12 protein-coding genes are annotated in these 22,079 nt (G+C 34.7%); all 12 read left to right on the top strand.

Annotation, left to right across the window (positions count from 1 at the left end; all coding sequences use genetic code 11):
• The first annotated feature begins 11 nt into the window (after nt 1-11).
• Nucleotides 12-1,685: a fasciclin domain-containing protein gene (locus IIF7_RS17535; RefSeq protein WP_084842986.1), complete on the top strand. Its 1,674-nt coding sequence runs from the start codon at nt 12-14 to the stop codon at nt 1,683-1,685.
• 33 nt (nt 1,686-1,718) lie between these two features.
• The gene (locus IIF7_RS17530) at nt 1,719-3,191 is read left to right on the top strand and encodes a fasciclin domain-containing protein (protein WP_084842985.1); all 1,473 of its coding nucleotides are present in this window, start codon (nt 1,719-1,721) and stop codon (nt 3,189-3,191) included.
• A gap of 25 nt (nt 3,192-3,216) precedes the next feature.
• Entirely contained in the window at nt 3,217-6,420 is a 3,204-nt protein-coding gene (locus IIF7_RS17525; protein WP_084842984.1) for a SusC/RagA family TonB-linked outer membrane protein, read from the top strand.
• Nucleotides 6,421-6,611: 191 nt separating this feature from the next.
• A complete protein-coding gene (locus IIF7_RS17520; protein ID WP_394335067.1) occupies nt 6,612-8,168 on the top strand; it encodes a RagB/SusD family nutrient uptake outer membrane protein in 1,557 nt (518 codons plus the stop codon).
• Nucleotides 8,169-8,215: 47 nt separating this feature from the next.
• Nucleotides 8,216-9,589 (top strand): DUF4998 domain-containing protein, encoded by a 1,374-nt coding sequence (locus IIF7_RS17515; protein ID WP_084842982.1) that lies wholly within the window; start codon nt 8,216-8,218, stop codon nt 9,587-9,589.
• A gap of 171 nt (nt 9,590-9,760) precedes the next feature.
• A complete protein-coding gene (locus IIF7_RS17510) occupies nt 9,761-11,227 on the top strand; it encodes a glycoside hydrolase family 28 protein (RefSeq protein ID WP_084842981.1) in 1,467 nt (488 codons plus the stop codon).
• Between the two features lie 185 nt (nt 11,228-11,412).
• Nucleotides 11,413-14,565, top strand: a complete 3,153-nt coding sequence (locus tag IIF7_RS17505) for a SusC/RagA family TonB-linked outer membrane protein (protein WP_084842980.1) — start codon at nt 11,413-11,415, stop codon at nt 14,563-14,565.
• Nucleotides 14,566-14,604: 39 nt separating this feature from the next.
• Nucleotides 14,605-16,704: a RagB/SusD family nutrient uptake outer membrane protein gene (locus IIF7_RS17500; protein ID WP_084842979.1), complete on the top strand. Its 2,100-nt coding sequence runs from the start codon at nt 14,605-14,607 to the stop codon at nt 16,702-16,704.
• A gap of 212 nt (nt 16,705-16,916) precedes the next feature.
• On the top strand, nt 16,917-19,313 hold the full coding sequence (locus tag IIF7_RS17495; RefSeq protein WP_084842978.1) for a glycoside hydrolase family 31 protein: 2,397 nt from the start codon (nt 16,917-16,919) through the stop codon (nt 19,311-19,313).
• A complete protein-coding gene (locus tag IIF7_RS17490; RefSeq protein ID WP_084842977.1) occupies nt 19,313-20,689 on the top strand; it encodes a sulfatase-like hydrolase/transferase in 1,377 nt (458 codons plus the stop codon). Before IIF7_RS17495 ends, IIF7_RS17490 begins: the two co-directional genes overlap by 1 nt.
• Before the next feature lie 36 nt (nt 20,690-20,725).
• Nucleotides 20,726-21,730, top strand: a complete 1,005-nt coding sequence (locus IIF7_RS17485; RefSeq protein ID WP_084842976.1) for a family 43 glycosylhydrolase — start codon at nt 20,726-20,728, stop codon at nt 21,728-21,730.
• Nucleotides 21,727-22,041 carry an L-rhamnose mutarotase gene (gene rhaM, locus IIF7_RS17480; protein ID WP_084842975.1) on the top strand — a complete coding sequence of 105 codons (315 nt, stop codon included), beginning with the start codon at nt 21,727-21,729 and terminating at the stop codon, nt 22,039-22,041. Before IIF7_RS17485 ends, rhaM begins: the two co-directional genes overlap by 4 nt.
• The last annotated feature ends 38 nt before the right edge of the window (nt 22,042-22,079 follow it).

Genomic DNA, 22,079 nt, shown 5'->3' with positions numbered 1-22,079 from the left:
AAAATTTAGCCATGAAAATATTAAAACATAAGATCTTTTATATTCGACTTCTATTAGTTATTTTTTGTTTAGTTCATTCAAGCTGCACGAATGAAAAATATAAAGAATCTACAGACGAAACAGTTAATATCACAGAGTATCTTAAAAACAATGAGGAAAATTATTCACTCTTTCTAGATATTCTAGAAATTAGCAATTATGCCTCATTTCTAAACACTTATGGCACCTATACATTATTTTTGCCTACAAATGAAGCTATTGATAATTATATAGAAGAATCTGGAGCTAACACTCTTGAAGAGTTAAACATAGAAAACTTACAGGAACTTGTAAAACTTCATATCCTTGAAACTAAAACATTTACAACAAATTTTAATGATGGTAAAATAGCTACGGCAACAATGCAAGGGCAATTTTTGGTTACTGGCGCTACTAATAATGAAGGGAACTCCTCTATTGTTGTTAATAAGGAATCACGTATAATACAATCAAATATTGAAGTTGGAAATGGTATAATTCATGTAATTGACAAGGTACTACCAATTGCGACCAATACATTAGCTCAAGAAATTGAATCCAGAGAAGAACTATCTATATTTACACAGGCATTAAAAGAAACTGGATGGTATGACTTCCTCGATCAACCAATTACTTACGACCAAGATAGTATTTCTAGCCATCTTTCAATAATTGCTCAAACAAATAACGTTTTTGCTTCTTCAGGTTTCAATACCTATCAAGAGTTAAAAAATCGTTATAGCAACTTAGATAATCCTGCTAATCCAGAAGACAGTTTAAATCTATTTGTAGCATATCGTATACTACCGGGACTTAAATATGTAGCAGATTTAGTCACTTCACCTGCACATAATACTGAAGCTCCTCAAGAAGTAATAGGAATAAAATTAGCCCAAGATACGGTTCTAATTAACGAGCAAACCTTTAATGGTATTTTAGAAAAAGGTGTGCCTTTAAATCGAGATCAAAGCGATATTACAACAACTAATGGAGTTATTCATTTAGTTAAAGAAAATTTTGAAATAAAAAAGCGATTCCCGTATCCTGTTTACTTTGATCCTGGTGATCAACCTGAGATAAGAAGATTAGCTTCTGTTTTTAGAATTCCTGGACAAAATGCTTCATTCTCTCAAGAAGATCTACAAGATGTTGACTGGGAAGGAAGTAATGAAATTTCTTATCGAGTAGACACACCAGGAGGAGGAACTTATGGTCATGGTTATTTTGCTGATGTCATCGAAATACATAGGCTTAGAGATGGGTATATTAATAACCTTACATTTACCACTCCGGTTATTATAAAAGGAACTTACAAAATATGGGTGTCCTATCGCGCTGCTCCTAGCGCACCAACAAATGTTCAGGTTTATTTCAATGATGAAGCACTTTCTAGACAAATTAATTTTACTGAATACGGTAATACAAGTCAGCCAGAACGCGTACTGGAATCACAAGGATACAAGATCCCAGTTTCCCCACAAACAAATAGGTTTAATTCCAGACTATTAGGTATTGTAAATGTTGAAAGTACAGGAAGGCATAAAATTAGGTTTAATTCATTGTCTTCTGCTGGTCAACAAACATGGATCGACGTGATCGAATTTAGACCAATTGAAATGGATCAAATTTACCCAAGATTTTCGCCCAACGGTCTAGTTGAAGAATAAAAGTACTATAGATAAAACTATAATTAAAAAAGAATGATAAATTCAAATAACTATATTAAACTAATCTTTATTTGGTTTCTAGTGATCATAATTTCTGGCTGTTCAGACCCATGGAATGATCGCATAGATGATTCAGAAAATAATCAGATAAAGCAGAATCTAAGTGAACAACTCGTTAGTAACCCTGAAACATCTCAATTTGGACAATTGCTTAGAGAAACAGGCTATGATAGTATACTTAACTCTTCAAAGACATATACAGTTTGGGTTCCTAATAATGAAGCAATGAATCAAGTAGATGAAAACCTTTTATCTGATATAGAACAAAGTCGCTTATTCATAAAAAACCATATTGCTTTATCTACATTTACATCTACGAGCAATTTAGATACAGTGACAGTTCATATGCTTAATGATAAATATTTGCAATTCATAAATGGAAATAAAATCGATGAATCTCAACTAATTACTTCAGATCATTACGCAAGTAATGGAATCTTTCATATTATTAACCAAGCATTAGTACCTAAATTAAATATTTGGGAATATCTAATGGAAAATATAAGTGAATATGAAGTAAGTAATTATCTAGAGACTTTAGATGATTTTAATATTTACCATAGAGCAGATAGTATAGCTAAGGCAAATCCAGAAGCTCAAAATATTTTTGCAGACTCACTTACTAACTCATATCTTTTTAATGTATACAATCTAAATAATGAAAAAAATAAGTATACATTTTTTTTAATGGAGGATGATATTTTCATTGAAGAAACGAACAAGTTAAAACCATATTTAAATAAAGGACAGACAGATTCTACTGAAGTTTTTGCAAAATATTTCAATCTTCGAGACTTGAGCTTTCAGCAAATTTTTGCTAGAGAGAATCTGCCTGATACTCTAACTTCCCAATTTGGTGTAAAAATACCTATTAATAAGCAGCAAATAATTGAAGAAATACCATTAAGTAACGGAATAATTTATCGCATGAGCTCTTTGAATATTCCTTTAAATTCAAGATTAGTAACAACAATTATACAGGGAGAAGAACCAAATAGTTTTAGTAGAAATGATCGAGAAGAATTCATTTTCTATCGGGAAAAATCAGATCCTAACGGAAATATAGTTAATGACATAATGGTTAGAAATCATGGTATTGCTCGATTTTCTATTAACTATAGTGCTAGAGATATGTACAGTACAACCTATCAAGTTTATTGGAGGGCAGTAAACGATATTCAGAGCAATACCTTTCAACAACAGTTAAGAATAGGTGGAAGGAGGTCTAGCGTAGAAGGGGAGGAATCTAATATTATTGATCCTATCACAACTCTACCTTATACAAATGTTCCTCCAGACGTTTACGAAGAAGTTTATGTAGGTGAATTTACACTCGAACAAGCTGGTAATATTGATTTTATATCTCTGATTGCCGCTAATACAGGTTCAAATGGTAATAACACTTTAACACTGGATTATCTTAGGTTAGTTCCTGTAATTCAATAAATTCATTTTAAATAAATTAATTATTATGCAAAAATTTTTACAACTAACCTGCTTTATAAGCATGTTTTTTGTGGGAACACTTAGAGAAAATCTCTATGCACAAATAACTGAGAATACCAGCAATACTGAAGACACTCTTTCTTCTCCTGGAAAAGGAATTTTAGTTAAAGGTATTGTAAGGGATGCTAAAACAGGAATAGGAATTTCAGGTATTAATTTAGCATCAGCTACTTTTGCCACGGCAATAACCAAAGATGATGGCACATTCAGTATTAATGTTCCACATCTGGATGCATTATTGAGCATAAACGGACAAGAGTATCAATCGAAAGTACATCCATTAAAAAAACAAACGAATAACATTGAAATTTTTCTTTTTGAAAAAAATTACTCGCAATTTTATCAAAAACCTGACCTACAAGTAGCTGAAAAATTTCAATTTGAAAATTCAAATGCAACAACTGTAACAGCTTTTGAAGATACTCAATGGGGTAATCCAGTACAAGAATCTGTTAGCAATTTTCTGCAAGGAAAAATAGCAGGTTTAAATATTGTTAGAAAATCTGGTGTACCAGGATCAGGAAGCTATCTTACATTACGGGGTATCAATTCAATTTATGGATCTAATAAGCCTTTAATTATAGTAGACGGGATGATTTATGATGATGAAGACTATGGCTCAGGGATTATTCAAAATTATAGTTCTTCACCTTTATCTGACATAGATGTTAAAGATATTGAAGATGTTACAGTAATAAAAGACGGCTCTGCATTATATGGTACCAAAGGAGGTAATGGAGTAATAATTATAACTACTACTCGACCTAATCAACTAAGTACAAAAATAGATTTTACCATGTATGGTGGGGTAAATCAAAGTCCAGATGAACTGCCTATTCTGGAAGCTTCAGATTATCGCACCTATCTCTCCCAAATATTTTCAACTCAAGAAAATGGAAGAGAATTACTAGAAAATCAGGTTTGGATGATAGATGATACGGAAAATGAAAACTACCATCGCTATCATAATAATACCAATTGGCAAAATAAAATATATAGAACCGGTGTAAATCAAAACTATTATTTAAAAATTAGAGGAGGTGATGATATCGCTAAATATGGGTTATCAGTAGGCTATCTTAAAAGCGATGGCGTTATGGCTAAAAATGACTTAGAGCGCTATAATATGCGTTTAAATGCATCTCTACGTCTTACAGAGGCTCTTTCTATGGATGCTAGATTTTCTTTTGTTCGAAATATTCAAAATCAGTTTGATCAAGGATTAGCCTATAAAACAAATCCACTATATCTAGCATTAACTAAAGCTCCTTTTACAACTACTAATGCGGTAAATGATGAAGGAGAGGTCTCTCCTAACCTTGCTGATGTTGATACGTTAGGAGTAGGTAACCCAATCTCTATATTAGAAAATGGTATAGGTAGAAATGAAAATTACAGATTTTTTGGAAACTTGCATTTTAAATATACTTTCAACGAAAATTTTGCTGCTAATACAATTCTTGGTCTAACCTATGATAAAGAACGTGAGAACTTTTTTATTCCAGGCCAGGGAATTGCAGATATTACTTTGCCTACTGCAATCGCAGATAACAGAAGTGGTAGTGAGGTTCAACGTCTTTACACTCTTTTTACAGACACTTATTTAGATTATAATAATATATTTAATCATAGAAATTCTATTGATATTAGACTAGGATTTCGTACTCAATCAAATGAATCTGAAAGTGATTTAGGATTGGGATATAACTCGGCTACAGATGATTTTACGAGTGTGGGAGCAGGAAGCAACTTACTAAGATACGTAGGCGGGCATTTAGGAGAGTGGAATTGGCTTAATGCATATTTTACTACTAAATATAACTATCTCTATAAATACTATTTAACACTAAACGCATCACTTGATGGCTCAAGTAGATTTGGAAATGAAATCCAAAAGAGTAGTATTACAATAGGAGAAAATAGCCTCTCCACTTTAGCATCGATATCAGGCGCATGGATCTTATCTTCAGAACCTTTCTTTAAAAATGCTAAAGCTTTAAATCTACTAAAATTAAGAGCTACGCTAAGCTTTAGTGGAAATGATGATATTGGAAATTTTACAGCACAAAAATACTATATATCACAAAACCTCCTTGGATTACAAGGCTTGGTAAGAGGAAATATCGGGAACCCAGAGTTGAAATGGGAAACAGTAAGAAAATTAAATTTCGGAACAGATATTTCAATTTTTAAAGAACGATTGAATATCAGCTTTGATATATATAAAAATCAAACAAAAGATATGATTACTTACGAGTCATTAAATAATGCAACAGGTTTTGAATATATGGTAACCAATAGTGGGGAAATGAAAACTACAGGTGCTGAATTAAGTTTGAATGCTCGAATCATTAACAATAGTGAACTAAATTTTGACCTGGGAGTAAATATCGGTAAATATGAAAATGAAATAACTGCACTTCCTGGCGATCCTATTCTTACCAATTTTGGCCAGGCTACGTACATTACAGCAGTAGGTTACGAGGCTAATCTATTTTATGGATATAAAACAAATGGTGTGTACTCCTCTACTTCTGAAGCTGAAAATGAGGGCTTATCAAAAAGAATGAGCAATGGGGAATTAATACCATACAGTGGAGGAGACATGCGTTTTGTTGATGTTAATGGAGACATGATTATTGATGAGAATGACCGTACTATAATCGGAAATCCAAATCCTGAATTTTCTGGTAGTATAAGCACAAACATTAGTTGGAAAAAATTTGATCTTCAAGGATTATTCACATTTTCAGTAGGAAATGATATATATAACTCATTGAGACATAATTTAGAAAAAATGGACGGCTATGAAAATCAAACTGTTGCAATTAATAATAGATGGAGAACTGAAGGACACCAAACAAATATTCCTAAAGCTACATGGGGGGATCCATTAGGGAATTCCAGTTTTTCAAATAGATGGATAGAAGACGGTTCATACCTTAGATTAAAGACACTAGTCATAGGTTATAATTTCAATATAAATAACGAAGGTTATATAAAATATGTAAGACTTTATGCTACCGGAAATAATCTCTTAACATTTACAGATTATCTTGGTTACGATCCAGAATTTAGTGCTACGAATTCCATTTTCGGCCAAGGAGTGGATATTGGTTTAACACCACAATTTAGAAGTGTTCAATTAGGATTACGCCTAGGATTATAAAAAATAATATTATGAAACTTAAACAAAAATATAATCTCTTTAGTTTTTCTACATTAATTATATCAGCTGCTTTATTTATTTCTTGTAGTGACTATTTAGAAGTCGAACCAAAGGATAGACTAGTAGAAGAACAGGCTTTTCTTGATGTTTACGACGCAGATGCTGCCGTAATAGGCATATATGGAAAATTTTTGACTATAGCGGATAAGTATGTTATTTTAAATGAGTTAAGAGCAGATCTTTTGAGCACCACTATGAATTCTGAACCTCAATTGAATGAAATTCAGATTCATGAAGTAAGTGAAAATAACTCTTATGCTAATCCCAGGGAGTTCTACGAATTGATAAATAATTGCAATGATGTACTAAGAAATTTCGATATTATGCTGTCTCAAAATCGTCTCACAGAAAACGAATATGAGCAAAGGTATTCCGATATAGGTGCGCTTCGATCTTGGTTATATTTACAAGTAGGAATTCACTATGGTAACATACCTTACATTACTGAACCAATAGAAAATATTGATGATGTAAAAAACAGAAGTAGATATCCGCGAATTTCATTTGATCAGCTGTTAGATGAGTTGATTAATTTCACGAATACACTGTCTTATTTAACTCCCTATTCATCAGAAAATTCTATAATTACAGATTTAGACGGACACAATACCAGTAAATTTTTTATTAATAAGGAATGTTTATTAGGAGATATTAACTTATGGAAAGGTAATTACACTGAAGCTGCTTCGCATTATAAAAATGTAATGAACAGTACTGACGATTGGGATATATATAGAATGCCATTCTCATTTCCTAATGCAGAAGGGATTGCTGTAGAGTATCTTAGATATAGAGATCAGGATACAAGATCTCTTATAAACTCGAAAACAGATGGATGGGGGAGTATGTTTGTACGGGATCGAGATGATCTATGGAATACAGAATGGATATGGTCTCTTCCATTTGATTCTAACTTTAGTCCTGAAAATCCATTCATAGATTTATTCTCAATGCAGGGCGGAGAATATCAATTAAAGCCATCTCAACAAGTCATTAATTTATGGAATAATCAAACTCAGCTTAATGGATTTCCTTACGACGCCAGAGGAAGAAGATTTAGTTATTTCACGGTAAACGAGCAACCTGTAGTTAAGAAATACCTTTATAATTATATAGATTTAGAAACACAAATGCCTGTCGATATATTTAACCGTGATGGTCGATGGTATCTATATAGAGCAGCAAAAATGCATCTACGTTTTGCCGAGGCCGCTAACAGGGATGAGGAACATCGACTTGCTAATGCACTACTTAATAGTGGAATTCAATCAGCTTATACGGTTGAAGGTGCTATAGATAAAACAGATATAGAACAAACACACTTACCATTCCCTTATGATTTTGATGCTCGAAACGGTGATTTTCCTAGGTATAGATCAACCTGGCATAGAAATACAGGTGTGAGAGGTAGAGCATATGTTAGACCTGTACCTGTAGTTGGAGATAGCTTAATCTCAATAGAGAATAATATAATAGAAGAGGCTGCTCTCGAATTGGCTTTTGAAGGCAATAGATGGGGTGATTTGGTTCGTATTGCTTTACGACGGAATGATCCTTCATTCTTGGCAGATAAAATTTACTCAAAACTGGCAGCTGAGAACAATCCGCAAGCTACTTCAATTAGATCTAAACTAATGAATCCTAATAATTGGTATTTACCCTTTGAATGGGAAACAGAAGAAGAATAAAAAAGACCAAAGGAAAGTTTTAATACAACAGACCTAATAAAAAGAATATGAAAACTATAAAAAATAAATTATTAAAATTGCTATTGATCTCTTTGGTATTCAATTTATTGTCTTGCGATACCGATGATTACCCTTTATCAATAAACAGTGATAATCAATCGCTATCCCCTATAAAATCTCTAGAATTACGATCAGGAAACAGCATGGTGCTTTTAGAAGGATTTATTGATGATCCCGATGTATCTGAGATCAAGATCTCATGGAATGACAATGCTGGCTCTATAACAGTACCGGTTAGTACATCGACAGAAATTGATACTATTCAAGAAATAATTCGTGACTTAGAAGAGCGTCTATATATCTTCGAAGTTCAATCTTTTGACGAATCAGGTAACAGTTCTAAAATTATTTCAGGAGGAGTAGAAGTTTATGGGGCTCAATTTATTAGTCGTTCTACAAATAGAGAATTGAGTTCCAGTGCACTTCTAGATGAAAGATTAGAAATCAATTATGCTCCTGTAGATCTTAGTAGTGGAATAATTGGAACAGAATTAATTTATGAAAATACATCTGAAGAAAACATAGAAATTTTCATAGATCCAAATCAAAATTCACTAATTATTCCAGATTTTAAAAGCGGTTCTTCATATAGCTATCGAACTGCTTACGTTCCTTCACTAACAGCTCTTGATACTGTCTATACTGAATACACTAATTTTACACCTGTACCTATTCCTATGATCACTTTTATAACAGATGATTCTAATGATGATGAGCAAATTAATTGGCTTAGGGATCAAGGTTTTTATGTTTCTACGTATTATAATTCAACATTAAGTACAGCATCAAAGGAAGATATAGATATGTTAAACAATGCAGATTTAATTATAATAGGACGTAGCGGTAGTTCTGGAGACTTTGGAGGTGATCAAAAAACTTATTGGAATTCTTTAACTGCTCCGTTAATTCTTAATACTCAATGGGCTGCTCGTTCTAATAGACTTAATTGGTTTGACAATGCAGGGAATCCAATAGCATATACTCCTGGAAATGATGATATTGTTAATGCACATCTTCCTATACCTACAGATTTAGTATTTAACGATATTAATATAATGGAAAATAATTCAATTCCTTGGTTACACACGCCTGTAAACCTACTTTATTTAAACAACCCCACTAACGGTGAAATTTTAGCGTCAAGTTTACCTGGTGATGCTGATAATGAAAATGGTGGAGCTATTCTATTTGTAAGATTTTCAGCAGACACAGAATTTTATGATGGTGCTGGTGAGTCGGCGGCTGGAATCAGAACATATTTTGGATTTGGAAGTGATGTAGATGGTACATCATATTACTTCCCACTTACTGAACAAGCTAAACAGGTATACCTAAACGAAATAAATAGAATGCTCCAATAAAATAAAAACAACAGTGTCTTGATATTTGAGTTGGCTAATGAACTAATATTTGATAAAATCTTCCAATATTAGTTCTTATTTTATTTTTCTTTGATAGCATGAAATATATTCAGGCAAGTACAGGACACAAAAACTTAATTTTTACAGCATTTTAGTGTAAATTTCACTACTATGACATTAAGAACTTTACGACAGTTACTCATATTATCGATTTTTATCATCTTTTCTTGTAAAGAAGCTGATAAAAAAACTGAATCAGAAAAAACGAGTGATCCCCTGGCCTGGATTGATAAGGTTGGGGCTAAAAATGTAGATTTTCAGGATAAAACCTATTGGGTAAACGATTTTGGCGCTAAAAACGACTCTACTTCATTGAATACAGAGGCTATTCAAAAAGCAATTGATGAATGTGCTGCAAATGGAGGCGGAAAAGTTTCTTTTAAACCTGGTATTTATCTTTCAGGATCGATATTCGTTAAAAAAGGGGTTCATTTTAATATTCCTGAAAGTGCAGAATTAAGAGGAAGTGAAAATATAGAAGATTACCCTGAAATTGATACCAGAGTTGCCGGCATTGAAATGAAATGGCCTGCTGCATTAGTGAATGTTAACAATCAAAAAGATGTTCTTATAGACGGCGCCGGTATTGTAAATGGCCAGGGAAAAGTTTTTTGGGATTATTATTGGGATCTTAGAAAAGAATATGAGCCAAAAGGTTTACGTTGGATTGTAGATTACGATGCAAAGAGACCAAGAACAATTCTAATTTCAGATTCAGAAAATATAACTCTTAAAGAATTAAATATTCAAAAAGCCGGTTTTTGGACGGTACAGGTTCTCTATTCAAAATATGTTACAGTAGATGGATTAACCATCAGAAATAATATTGGTGGGCATGGCCCAAGTACAGATGGTATAGATATCGATTCGTCTGAATGGATTTTAGTTGAAAACTGCGATATCGACTGTAACGACGATAACTTTTGTTTAAAAGCTGGTCGTGACTGGGATGGGCAGCGCGTAAATAAACCAACCCAATATGTTGTAATTAGAAACTCTATTGCAAGAGCAGGCTCTGGATTATTTACCATAGGAAGTGAAACCGCTGGTGATATTCGTCACGTTTATGCTTCAAATATAAAAGGTTTAGGCACTAAAAACGGGTTAAATATCAAATCTGCAATTACTCGAGGTGGTACAGTAGAAGATGTTCATCTTGAAAATATTGAAATGGATAGTGTTCGAACTTTTGTGGAAGTTTCTATGAACTGGAATCCAAGTTATAGTTACTCAAAACTTCCCGAAGCTTACGATATAGATTCAGTTCCTAAAAGATGGAGAACACTTTTAAAAGAAGTTGAACCATCTAAAGGGATACCTACTTTTAAGAATATCACTCTTAAAAACATAGACGTAAGCGGTGCAAAAAGAGCAATTAATGTTAACGGTTTAGAAAATTCTTATATCACAGATGTTAGCATGGAGAATGTACACATACAGGCTGAAACCGCAGGACAGATAAATTACAGTAAAAACTGGCAATTAAATAATGTTAGTTTAAAAACAAATGATACTTCAAAAGTTAAAATTGAGAACTCACCAGGCGTTTCTATTGCAGATTCTCTTTATGTAAAATGAGTTTTTGAAACATTCCCTAATCGGTACTATTAGTGGTTTAAGCTAATAATAGTACCGATTTTTAATTGTAAAAAACACATTTTTACACCTGCTTTCTTAAATATATCGCAGTACAGTACAGGATACGTGAACTTTATTTTAAAAATATATTTGAAATAAGAGAATATAAAAATCACCTATCCAAAATGAAAAATTACTATGCTAAAAGCTTTTTAATAGTTTTGATGCTTTTCCTCAGTGCGATAAGTTTTGCGCAGGAAAAAACTATTAGTGGGATTGCCAGAGATGCTAACAATCTCCCAATGCCGGGTGTAAATGTTTTTATAAAAGGAACGGATACTGGTACTCAAACCGACTTTGATGGACAATACACATTAACCGCCTCTCCCGGCGATATTATCGTGTTTTCTTTTATCGGAACGAAAACGATTGAAAGAACTGTAGGATCTGAAGACGAGATAAATGTAGTTATGGAAGATGACACAGATAGTTTGGAAGAAGTTGTTGTAGTTGGTTACGGTACTCAGAAAAAATCTGATTTAACAGGTGCTGTTTCCAATGTAAGTTCTGAAGACTTAATGACACAACCTGTTAGTAATGCTTTTCAGGCCTTACAGGGTAAAGCTGCGGGTGTAGATATCACCAGTAGTGAAAGGCCAGGTACTATTGGTTCTATTAGAATTCGTGGTAACAGGTCTTTAACCGCAAGTAACTCCCCTCTTTATGTGGTAGATGGTGTACCATTGCTTTCTGCTTCGGCAATAGAAACAATTAACCCAAGGGATATCGAATCTATAGATATTTTAAAAGATGCATCTTCTACAGCAATATATGGATCCAGAGGTGCTAATGGGGTAATCATTGTAACCACTAAGCAGGGAAAAACTGGTAGATTTACATTAAACTATGCAGGTACTGTTACTACTTCGAATATTGTAGACAGATCACCTTCTATGAGTGCTACAGATTTTATTGAATTTAGAAGATGGGCTGCCTATAATCTGGATTCTGATACTTATGCACATCCTAATTCACCAACAAGAGATAACGATGCTTTAATCTTCGATAGCCCATTAGATGGGCAAACCTCAAGAGATAATGTTTTACAAGGATGGCAAAACGGAAGTTTTGATGCTTCAAGAGTTAGAAATACAGATTGGACAGATTTTGTAACCCAAACAGGGATTTTGAGTGAGCACACTATTAGTGCAAGTGGAGGTACTGAAAAAATGAATGCCTACGCTTCCTTTGGATATCTTAATAACGAAGGAACTCAAAAAGGTCAATTTTACGAAAGATATTCTACAAAATTAAGTGCAAGCATTACTCCGGTAGACTGGTTTACTTTTGATGCTAATCTTAACCTTTCTTGGAGCGAACAAGATTATGGTTTTTCTACTCTAGGAGGTAGAAGTGGGTCTGTTCCTAATGCAATTTATGGAGCTTCGAAAAGCATTTATAACTTCGCTGTACCTTATGATGCTGAAGGCAATCTGGTAATAAATCCTGGGGGAGAAACAACCATTTTTACCATTATAGACGAATGGAATAAAAGCACACAGCAATCTGAAACCTTAAGAGCATTAGGAAGCATTTCTGCTACATTCGATATTGGCGAAATTATATTTCCACTTGAAGGTTTAAGTTATCAATTTAGATTTGGTCCCGATTTTAGACATTTTAGAGAAGGTGTTTATATCGACGGAACCTCATCTCACCGCATAAATTCAGATGGTAGTGAAGGTACAAACTTTGCAAGATTAAATAACCGTAGGGATTTTAGCTGGACCTTAGATAACATTATTAATTATAACCGCACTTTTGCTGAGAAACATAACCTGGGATTAACATTATTACAAACTGCATCTTCTTGGGATATAGAGAGCTCTAGCATGAGCGCAAATAACATTCCTTTAGATACTATGGAATGGTATAACTTTGGTGCAATAGATATTAGTAACCCAGATAATAATGTAGGTATAGGTTCTGGTTTAAGCGAACGCCAATTAAGCTCATACATGGTAAGAGCTAACTATGGTTTTGATGATAAATACCTGCTTACTGTTTCTGGCCGTTGGGATGGAGCTTCACAGCTTAGTGAAGGTAATAAATGGGACTTCTTCCCTTCTGCTGCTTTTGCCTGGAAATTAGACAAAGAAAACTTCCTTCAAGACAGCGATTGGGTAAGTAATTTAAAACTAAGACTTGGTTTTGGTACTACGGGTAACTCGGCCGTTGGACCTTATCAAACATTGGGAGATATTACATCAATTTTCCTTCCGTTTAACGGGATGTCTAATCAAATGGGATATACCACAAACGAACCTTATTATTCCAGAGATCAACTTTCTATGGCCAACCCAAATTTGGGCTGGGAAAAAACCACACAGTATAACTTAGGTGTAGATTTTGGTTTATGGAAAAACAGGGTTTCAGGTAGTATCAACGTGTATAGATCCTTTACTTCAGATCTTTTAATGTCTGTAAATATTCCAACTCTAACAGGATTCCCTTCCACAATTGCCAATATTGGTAAAACTAATAACCGCGGATTTGAAATTTCCTTAGATGCAGTTCCGGTACATTCTGGTGATTTTTACTGGGAAACCAATATTAATGCCGCTTGGCAAAAAGATGAAATCGACGAGTTAGCCTATGGTGAAAATGATATGGTAGATAACCGGTGGTTTATTGGAGAGTCTATCGGAGTAATCTTTGGATATGATAATGATGGGCTTTGGCAGGATACACCAGAGGATCAGGCAGAAATGACGAGATGGAATGAAAACGGCTATAATTTTTCACCTGGTAATGTACGTCCAAAAGATCAAGACGGAGATTATGATATGACGGTTGACGATCGGGTAATCTTAGGAAACACTGCTCCTAGATGGACTTTAGGTTGGAACAACTCCTTTAGCTACAAAGGTATCGAGCTATCTACATTAATAATTTCAAGACTTGGGTATACAGCATCCTTAGGTGGTGAAGCTTTAACCGCTCATGCCAATCAAAGAGAAATAGATTACTGGACGCCAGATAATCCAGATGCAGAATTTCAAAAACCAATTTTAGGACAGGCTACATCAGGATCTCAGGATGATTTTTCTGGCCTTTTAGGTGTTAGAGATGCAAGCTTTGTTAAGATTAGAAATATTTCTTTAGGATATAATTTCTCGTCAGATTTCTGTTCAAAAATAGGACTAAGCAATCTTAAAATATATGCCCAGGCCGTAAACCCAGGTAGTATCTATCAGTCGGTAGACTGGTATGACTTTGATGTAAACTCAATGACCTTTAATAGAAGCTTTTCTATAGGCTTAGATCTGGGAATCTAAATTATTATTTGAAAAATGTCGAAGATTAATCTTACAAGTATGAAAACTAAAAGAACTTTAAATATATATAAAATCACTGCGATACTTATGGCTTTTGCCTTTGCATCCTGTGCAGACGATTTTTTAGAAGAAGAATTAAGAACCCAATATTCTACTGAATATTTTGAAACTGCTGAAGGCCTGGAAGATCTAACCCTTTCCCTTTACGGAAATATTAGATGGCACTTTGGATATGAATGGGCTTATGGTATCACTCTTTATGGTACAGATGAATTTACAAATGCCAACGACTTAACTAACGAAATGTGGAACACCTATGATAGTCGCTTAGGGCCACAGGGTGCCACTCCAGAAACCGGAGCCGCCAATGGTAATGCTACTTCTCCAGCTGCACTTTGGGATCAGTTATACTACGGAATTTCTTCTGCTAATATTATAATTGCCAATGCAGATCTTATAGATAACACTGAAATTCGTAATCGTTGCCTGGCGCATGCATACTTTTTAAGAGGTTACAACTATTATCGCCTTGTTGCTCAATATGGCGGAGTGGTACTTCAACTAGAACCTGCAACCGGTATTGTTAGAAATTTTGAAAGATCTACTGAAGAAGAATCCTGGGCTCAGGTAATTTCAGATTTCAGAAATTCTTACGAACTTTTTGAAGGTGAAAATTTCACCTATGGCCGTGGGGTAACCTGGACAAAAGCTACCGCTGCTCACTTTCTGGCAAAAGCTCTTTTATTTAGAGCATCAGAAAGAAATGACGACTGGAACTCTTCTTATGTAGAATCAGATCTTAATGAAGCTATCGAAGCTACAAGTTATGCTATTGGCGCAAGAGGCGGTTTAGCAAACGATTACCGTGACCTGTATGCTAACTGGACGGGTATAGATAGCGAGGCAGAACAACTGGACGAAATCTTAATGGCAGCAGCCCATAACGGAGATGCCTCTACAACCGGTAGATTTGGTAACCGTACCTATAGTTATTTTACACCACAATTTTCTGCATTCTCTGGCGGATGGGTAAGAAGAGGCGTTTGGATTGGAAGTATGGATTTTCAAAGATGCCGTCCTACAGAATATAGTTATGCAGTCTTCGATCATGTTAATGATTCTAGAATGTGGAAAACTTTTAAAACCGTTTATGGAATTAACAATATTGTAAACCCAGATTTAGGTTTAGAACTTGGTGACCCTGGTGTAGTAATGATCTTAAATACTCAGGATGATAACACGTACAACAACTATACTTTTGGTGCTAACGTACAAAACCCAAACTGGACAGATGATGCCGGTAGATTAGCAGAGTGGGATTTAGGTTCTCGCCAAACTCCTACTTCTGGTTCTTTAACTAACGAAGTTGGACAATTTGTACCAAACTCTTTAGTGCTTTATCAAAATGGTGAATATGTATCTCCTAACTTTAAAAGTACAGCAATATCTAACTTCTTTGCAGGAATTAATAAAACCGATGATGGTTCTCGTTTTGCTGAAAGAGGAGACGCACACAGAGATGTTACCATGGCAAGACTTGCAGAAACCTATTTAGTTAGAGCAGAATGTTATGCCAGATTAGGGCAATATGCCAACGCCATGACAGATCTAAATACGGTAAGAGAAAGAGCAGAATGGAAAAGTGGTGAGAACAGATCTTATTATGTAGATGGATCTCAGGCTTTTGAAAATAACTCTTTAAATACGGGTACGGCAGCAGATAATTATATCAATTCTAACCTGAATATGAATACATATTACCTGTCTAATCCAGATATCGATGTAACTACAGAAGCTTCAGACTTAACATTAACATCATTTCCTAGCACTCTTCCAGAAGAAGACGAAAGGATAATGACGGCATTAGGAGTTTCTGGAGATTATCAACGTGCGCTTCATTTTATTTTAAATGAACGTACAAGAGAATTATTGGGTGAATGGCAGCGTTGGGAAACTCTATCCAGAACAGGAACATTAATTCAGCGTGCAAGAGCTTTTAATCCTCAAGCAACAGGAATTACTCCTAATAAGCATGAATTAAGACCTATTCCGCAAACATTTATTGATGGTTTATTAAATGATGACGGATCTAATTTATCACAATCTCAAAGAGATGCGTGGCAAAACCCAGGGTATTAATAGATATACTGAATAACTTTTTAGTAACGATTACAAAAAAGTTTACACCATAAAATTAAAATAAAACACCCAATTTTATTGGGTATGAAAAAAAATCTCGTTCATCGAGTAATTTGATTCAGTTAGTAGTGTGTAACGCGGTAAGGTCTCAAAAGGACCTTATCGCTATTTTAATCCTAAGCAGTGAAATGCTGAAATTATAACTTTTCTACATGAAAGATTTATACTTAAAATCCCAAGATTGGTCATTTTTCTTTATTCTTTTATTTTCAGGAAGTGTTCTTGTAAATGCACAGAGTAATTCTTTTAAAAGTATTGATAGCAAAAACAATACGTTAACGATAGAAACTTCTATAAATAACCTGAAAATTGAGTTTTGCACACCTTCAATACTTAGAATAAGATCTTCTAAAACCAAAGATTTTAAAGCAAACGAGCCATACATGGTAACTCGCTACAATTGGGATAAAGTAGATTTTAAGAAAGAAGAAAATTCAGCAAAAATAAGCTACAAGACTTCTAAAATTAAACTTGAAATTCAAAAATCTCCATTCAAATTATCGATTTTCGATCTACAGGGAAACTTACTTTCAGAAGATGCTGTAAATCAAAAATCATCTTCAGAAACGATTACTAAAACTTCTAAAAAATTACAGGCTAACGAACACTTTTTTGGTTTTGGAGAGCGTATGGATTTCTTGGATAGACGCGGAAAATCTGTACATCTGGAAGTGGGGCGCGGTATTGGGAAACCTCACATTATTGGTGCTTACAATGTTTTAGAAGCCAACTACTCCCCTGTTCCATTTTTTATGAGTACTAAAGGCTACGGAATTTTTTATCACACCAGTTATCCTTCAGATTGGGATATGGGAAAAACAGACCCTGAAATTTATTCTTTTTCTTCTGAAGATCCTGAAGCAGATTATTACTTTATTTACGGGCCAGATCTTCCTAAAATTTTAGACCACTACACCTCGATTACCGGTAAATCTCCCATGCTGCCAAAATTTGCCATGGGACTACATGTTGGGACCTATAGCGGCGGAACCTGGGGACACGAAGAAGAAACTTCTGCAAATTACCCGGTTAGTTTAATTGAAAAATTTAGAGAATTTCAAACTCCTGTAGATGTACTGCATTTAGATTCTACCTGGCGAATGTTTGGCGAAAATGGCGGTAGCGGTGCGACAACTTTCGAGTGGCGCGAAACTTTTACGAATACTGAACAAATGTTCGATAGTCTTTATGCATTAAATCTAAATGCTGTTGGTTTGCACGTGCGTCCTAGATTTGATAATGGTAAAAAATTAAGATTATTAGATGAAGCGCGCGAAGCAGGTTATGTATATCCTGAACCTAATAATAGCGGAGAATTTGTAAACTTTTTTGATGAAGATGCTGTGAATTGGTGGTGGGAAAATGGTGCTATGCGTGTAGCCGAACAAGGCGCTATGTTTTTTAAAACCGATGAAGGAAGCGCCTTTGGAAGAAAGGCAAACGAGAGTGAAAAAACCGGTCCACAAGGCGAAGAAATTAAATCGCTACATAATATTTTCCCTGTAGCTTACGCAAAAGCGCCTTTCACAAAATATCAAGAATATAATGGGATTAGAGGGATGAACCATACTCGAGAGGGTTATGCCGGCATTCAACGCTACCCATTTATCTGGGCTGGAGATTGGCCAAGCGAATGGCAATATTTTGAACCGGTAATAAAAGCAGGATTAAACATCGGGATGTCTGGCGTTGGTTATTGGAGTCATAATATGGGCGGATTTGAACATGTGGCAGATCCAGAACTTTATATTAGATGGTGCCAGTTTGGATTTTTTAGCCCAATAGCTCATCTATTTGGAATGGAACATCCTAATTACAAAGAGCCTTGGAATTATGGTGAAGAAGCACAAAAAATATTCAAACAATACGACGATTTTCGATATAGTTTAATTCCGTATATTTATAGTACCGCTTACCAAAATCATAAAACTGGTTTGCCATTAATGCGTGCTTTGGTATTGGATTATCAGGAGGATCCTAATGTTTACGAAATTACAGATCAATATCTTTTTGGAGATTCGATGATGATTTGCCCGGTAACCACAAAAGGTGCGCAAACACGAGTGGTGTATCTACCAGAAGGCGAATGGACAAATTATTGGACCGGCGAAACTTTTAAAGGAAAACAATATTTAAATGTGCTTTGCCCTATTGAAGAAATGCCGATTTTCATTAAAAGTGGCGCTATTATTCCATCACAGGAATTACAGCAATTTGTTGGGGAGAAAGAAATTGAAACAATTACACTAGATGTTTATCCCGGTGTAGATTCAAAATTTTATCTTTATGATGACGACGGAAAAAGCCTAGATTACCAAAATGGAAGTTTTAGTCTGACTAAAATTGAATTAGAATCTAATCCAGATTCAACAAAAATAAGCATCAATCTTCCTGAAGGGAATTACAAGATCGAAAACAGAAACTACCTGGTAAAAGTTCATGGAAGCTTCAGCAAAACTAATGTACAAGCCGAAAATTCTTCCGAAGAAAATATTACTAGTTTTAAAATTTCAGGAAATAAAAATACTATTCTGGAACTCTATAAATAATGAAGTTTAGCACTAAGAATATCATTTTTGGATTATCTTTTTTGATCTTAGCTTTAGTTGCAAGCTGTAAAGAAAAAACTTCAGCAAAAACTGAAGAAAATCAAGATCAAAAAACACCAAATTTTGTAGTCATTATTGCTGATGATGCAGGATGGAATGATATGAGTTTTCATGGTTCAGAAATCAAAACTCCGAATATCGACAAACTTGCTAAAAACGGAATTCAGCTTAACCGATTTTATGTAAACCCCACCTGCTCACCTTCTCGTGCCAGTTTCCTAACCGGGATGCCCGCCAGCCGAATGGGAATTGTAGCACCAATTAGCGGGCGTAGTGAAAAAACCTTACCAGATAGCCTGGTAACGCTTCCGCAGGCATTGAAAAAAGCAGGCTACAAAACTGCTTTAATGGGAAAATGGCATCTGGGTTTAAAACCAGAAAGCGGCCCAAAAGCTTATGGTTTCGATTATTCTTATGGCTTTTTACACGGGCAAATAGACCAGTATTCTCATCACTATAAAAATGGTGATCCTAGTTGGCATAGGCATGGAGAGCTTATCGAAGAAGAAGGTCACGCAACAGATCTTATTACAAAGGAGGCTATAAGTTGGCTAAATGAAAACAAGTCACAAAATTTCTTTTTACAATTAGCATACAGCGCACCACATGTGCCATTGCAGGAACCCGAAGAATGGAAAAACAAGTATAATTTTATCGAAAATGAGTCCAGAAGAGATTATGCTGCTGCGATGTCGCATTTAGATGATGCTATTGGAAAAGTGCTGAAAAAATTAGACCAGTTGAATCTAAGTGAAAATACCATCATTTTATTTTTAAGCGATAATGGTGCTCAGGAAAATTGGTTTCCTAACGAGCAATATGACGGTAAATATGGTCCTAACGATAAATTAGGGAGTAATGTACCGCTTCGAGATTTCAAAAAAAGTAATTATGAAGGTGCTATACGAGTGCCGGCGATTCTTTCATGGAATAAGAAATTTACTCAGGAAAAAATAGAATCTTATACCAGTATTATCGATTTAATGCCAACTTTTTTAGAGCTGGCAAATACTGAAATTCCGCAGCAGGTGGAAGGAAAAAGTATACTCAAAAACATCCAAAATCAGCAAAATAATAATCACGAAATCTATGTACGTGGGCATTTACAGGAAAGTTTTATTGAAAAACCCTGGAAATTGGTAAGAACAAGACATTTGAATGCTGAAACTGAATTTGAATTATTCAATATTGAAAAAGATCCTTCAGAAACGTCTAATCTTATCGAAAATGAGCCAGAAATTGTAGAAAAACTGAAGAAAAAACTCGAAAATGAATTCAGTAAAGACGCAAAAGAAGTAAATGTGCCTTTAAAATAGTAAACTACCTATTAACTACTCTCTTAAAAATTAAAAATGTATAAAAACCTTCTATTTTTATTGATTTTGGGCATTTCAACATCAATTTTTGCTCAAAAAAATATTGCTGAAAAACCACTATTTAGAGATCCTGTTCAGGACGGCGCGGCAGATCCAGTTATTATCTTAAATCGTAAAACCAAAAAGTATGTGATGTTTTATACCAATCGAAGGGCCAAAGCAGATTCGCTGCCAGGTGTTTCCTGGGTTCATGGTACTAAAATTGGTTATGCGACTTCTAAAAATGGTAAAGACTGGACATACGAAGGTACTGCTAATTTCGAAGGCCAGCCACAAGATCAAAACGACTTAACTTTTTGGGCGCCAGATGTAATTTATCACGAAGGAACCTATCATATGTATGTTACAATTGTTCCCGGAGTTTTTGAAGGCTGGTATCATCCAAGATATATTTCGCATTATACTTCTAAAAATCTAAAAGACTGGACGTATCAATCTGATCTTGATCTATCATCGAAGCGATGTATCGATGCTTATGTTTTCGAAATGCAAGACGGCACTTTTAGAATGTATTATAATAATGAAAATGATAATAAATCTATCTATTTTGCAGATAGTAAAGATTTATATCATTGGGAAGATAGCGGTAAAAAAGTAGTGAGTACCCGCGGAGAAGGCGCAGTAGTTTTTCAGTGGAAAGATACCAATTGGATGATTATTGATTCGTGGAATGGTTTAAGCGTTTTTCAATCTGATGATCTTGTAAACTGGAAAAAACAAGAAGAAAGAATTCTGGAAAAACCCGGCACAGGAAAAGACGATAAAGTAAAAGGTGGTCATGCAGATGTTATTGTTCAGGATGGTCAAGCTTATATCTTCTATTTTACTCATCCCGAAAGAACACCTGAGAATAAAGGTGTAGATGAATATCATACAAGACGAAGTTCTATTCAGGTGGCCGAATTGCAATATGAGAACGGAAAAATAACCTGCGACAGGGATCAACCTGTTCGTTTAAATTTAAAACCAAAGCGAAAATGAAAACAGTAGCTTTTAAAATGAAATTAAAGCCAGGCTTTGAAGCTGAATATAAAAAAAGACACGATGAAATTTGGCCAGAGCTTTCTCAACTTCTTAAAGAGGCCGGTATTTCTGAATACCACATCTTTTTAGACGAAGAAAATCTAGATCTTATTGGTATACAAAATCTCAGCGAAAATTCTACTGAAGCTAAACTTCCAGAGCATCAGATCATGAAAAAATGGTGGGATTATATGGCTGATATTATGGAAACTAATCCAGATAACTCCCCCAGATCAAAGATGTTAAAGTCAGTATTCTACATGAAATAGCTAATATATCATCATAGTACAGGATACCATTCAAAATC

Source organism: Zunongwangia atlantica 22II14-10F7, assembly GCF_002094855.1.
Classification (GTDB): domain Bacteria; phylum Bacteroidota; class Bacteroidia; order Flavobacteriales; family Flavobacteriaceae; genus Zunongwangia; species Zunongwangia atlantica.
Note: the sequence above shows the minus strand (reverse complement) of the source record. Positions and strands in the feature narration are given on the sequence as shown.

Coding starts and splice junctions, on each gene's coding strand:
- IIF7_RS17535 (WP_084842986.1), top strand. CDS start 12: ATGAAAATATTAAAACATAAGATCTTTTATATTCGACTTCTATTAGTT.
- IIF7_RS17530 (WP_084842985.1), top strand. CDS start 1,719: ATGATAAATTCAAATAACTATATTAAACTAATCTTTATTTGGTTTCTA.
- IIF7_RS17525 (WP_084842984.1), top strand. CDS start 3,217: ATGCAAAAATTTTTACAACTAACCTGCTTTATAAGCATGTTTTTTGTG.
- IIF7_RS17515 (WP_084842982.1), top strand. CDS start 8,216: ATGAAAACTATAAAAAATAAATTATTAAAATTGCTATTGATCTCTTTG.
- IIF7_RS17510 (WP_084842981.1), top strand. CDS start 9,761: ATGACATTAAGAACTTTACGACAGTTACTCATATTATCGATTTTTATC.
- IIF7_RS17505 (WP_084842980.1), top strand. CDS start 11,413: ATGAAAAATTACTATGCTAAAAGCTTTTTAATAGTTTTGATGCTTTTC.
- IIF7_RS17500 (WP_084842979.1), top strand. CDS start 14,605: ATGAAAACTAAAAGAACTTTAAATATATATAAAATCACTGCGATACTT.
- IIF7_RS17495 (WP_084842978.1), top strand. CDS start 16,917: ATGAAAGATTTATACTTAAAATCCCAAGATTGGTCATTTTTCTTTATT.
- IIF7_RS17490 (WP_084842977.1), top strand. CDS start 19,313: ATGAAGTTTAGCACTAAGAATATCATTTTTGGATTATCTTTTTTGATC.
- IIF7_RS17485 (WP_084842976.1), top strand. CDS start 20,726: ATGTATAAAAACCTTCTATTTTTATTGATTTTGGGCATTTCAACATCA.
- rhaM (WP_084842975.1), top strand. CDS start 21,727: ATGAAAACAGTAGCTTTTAAAATGAAATTAAAGCCAGGCTTTGAAGCT.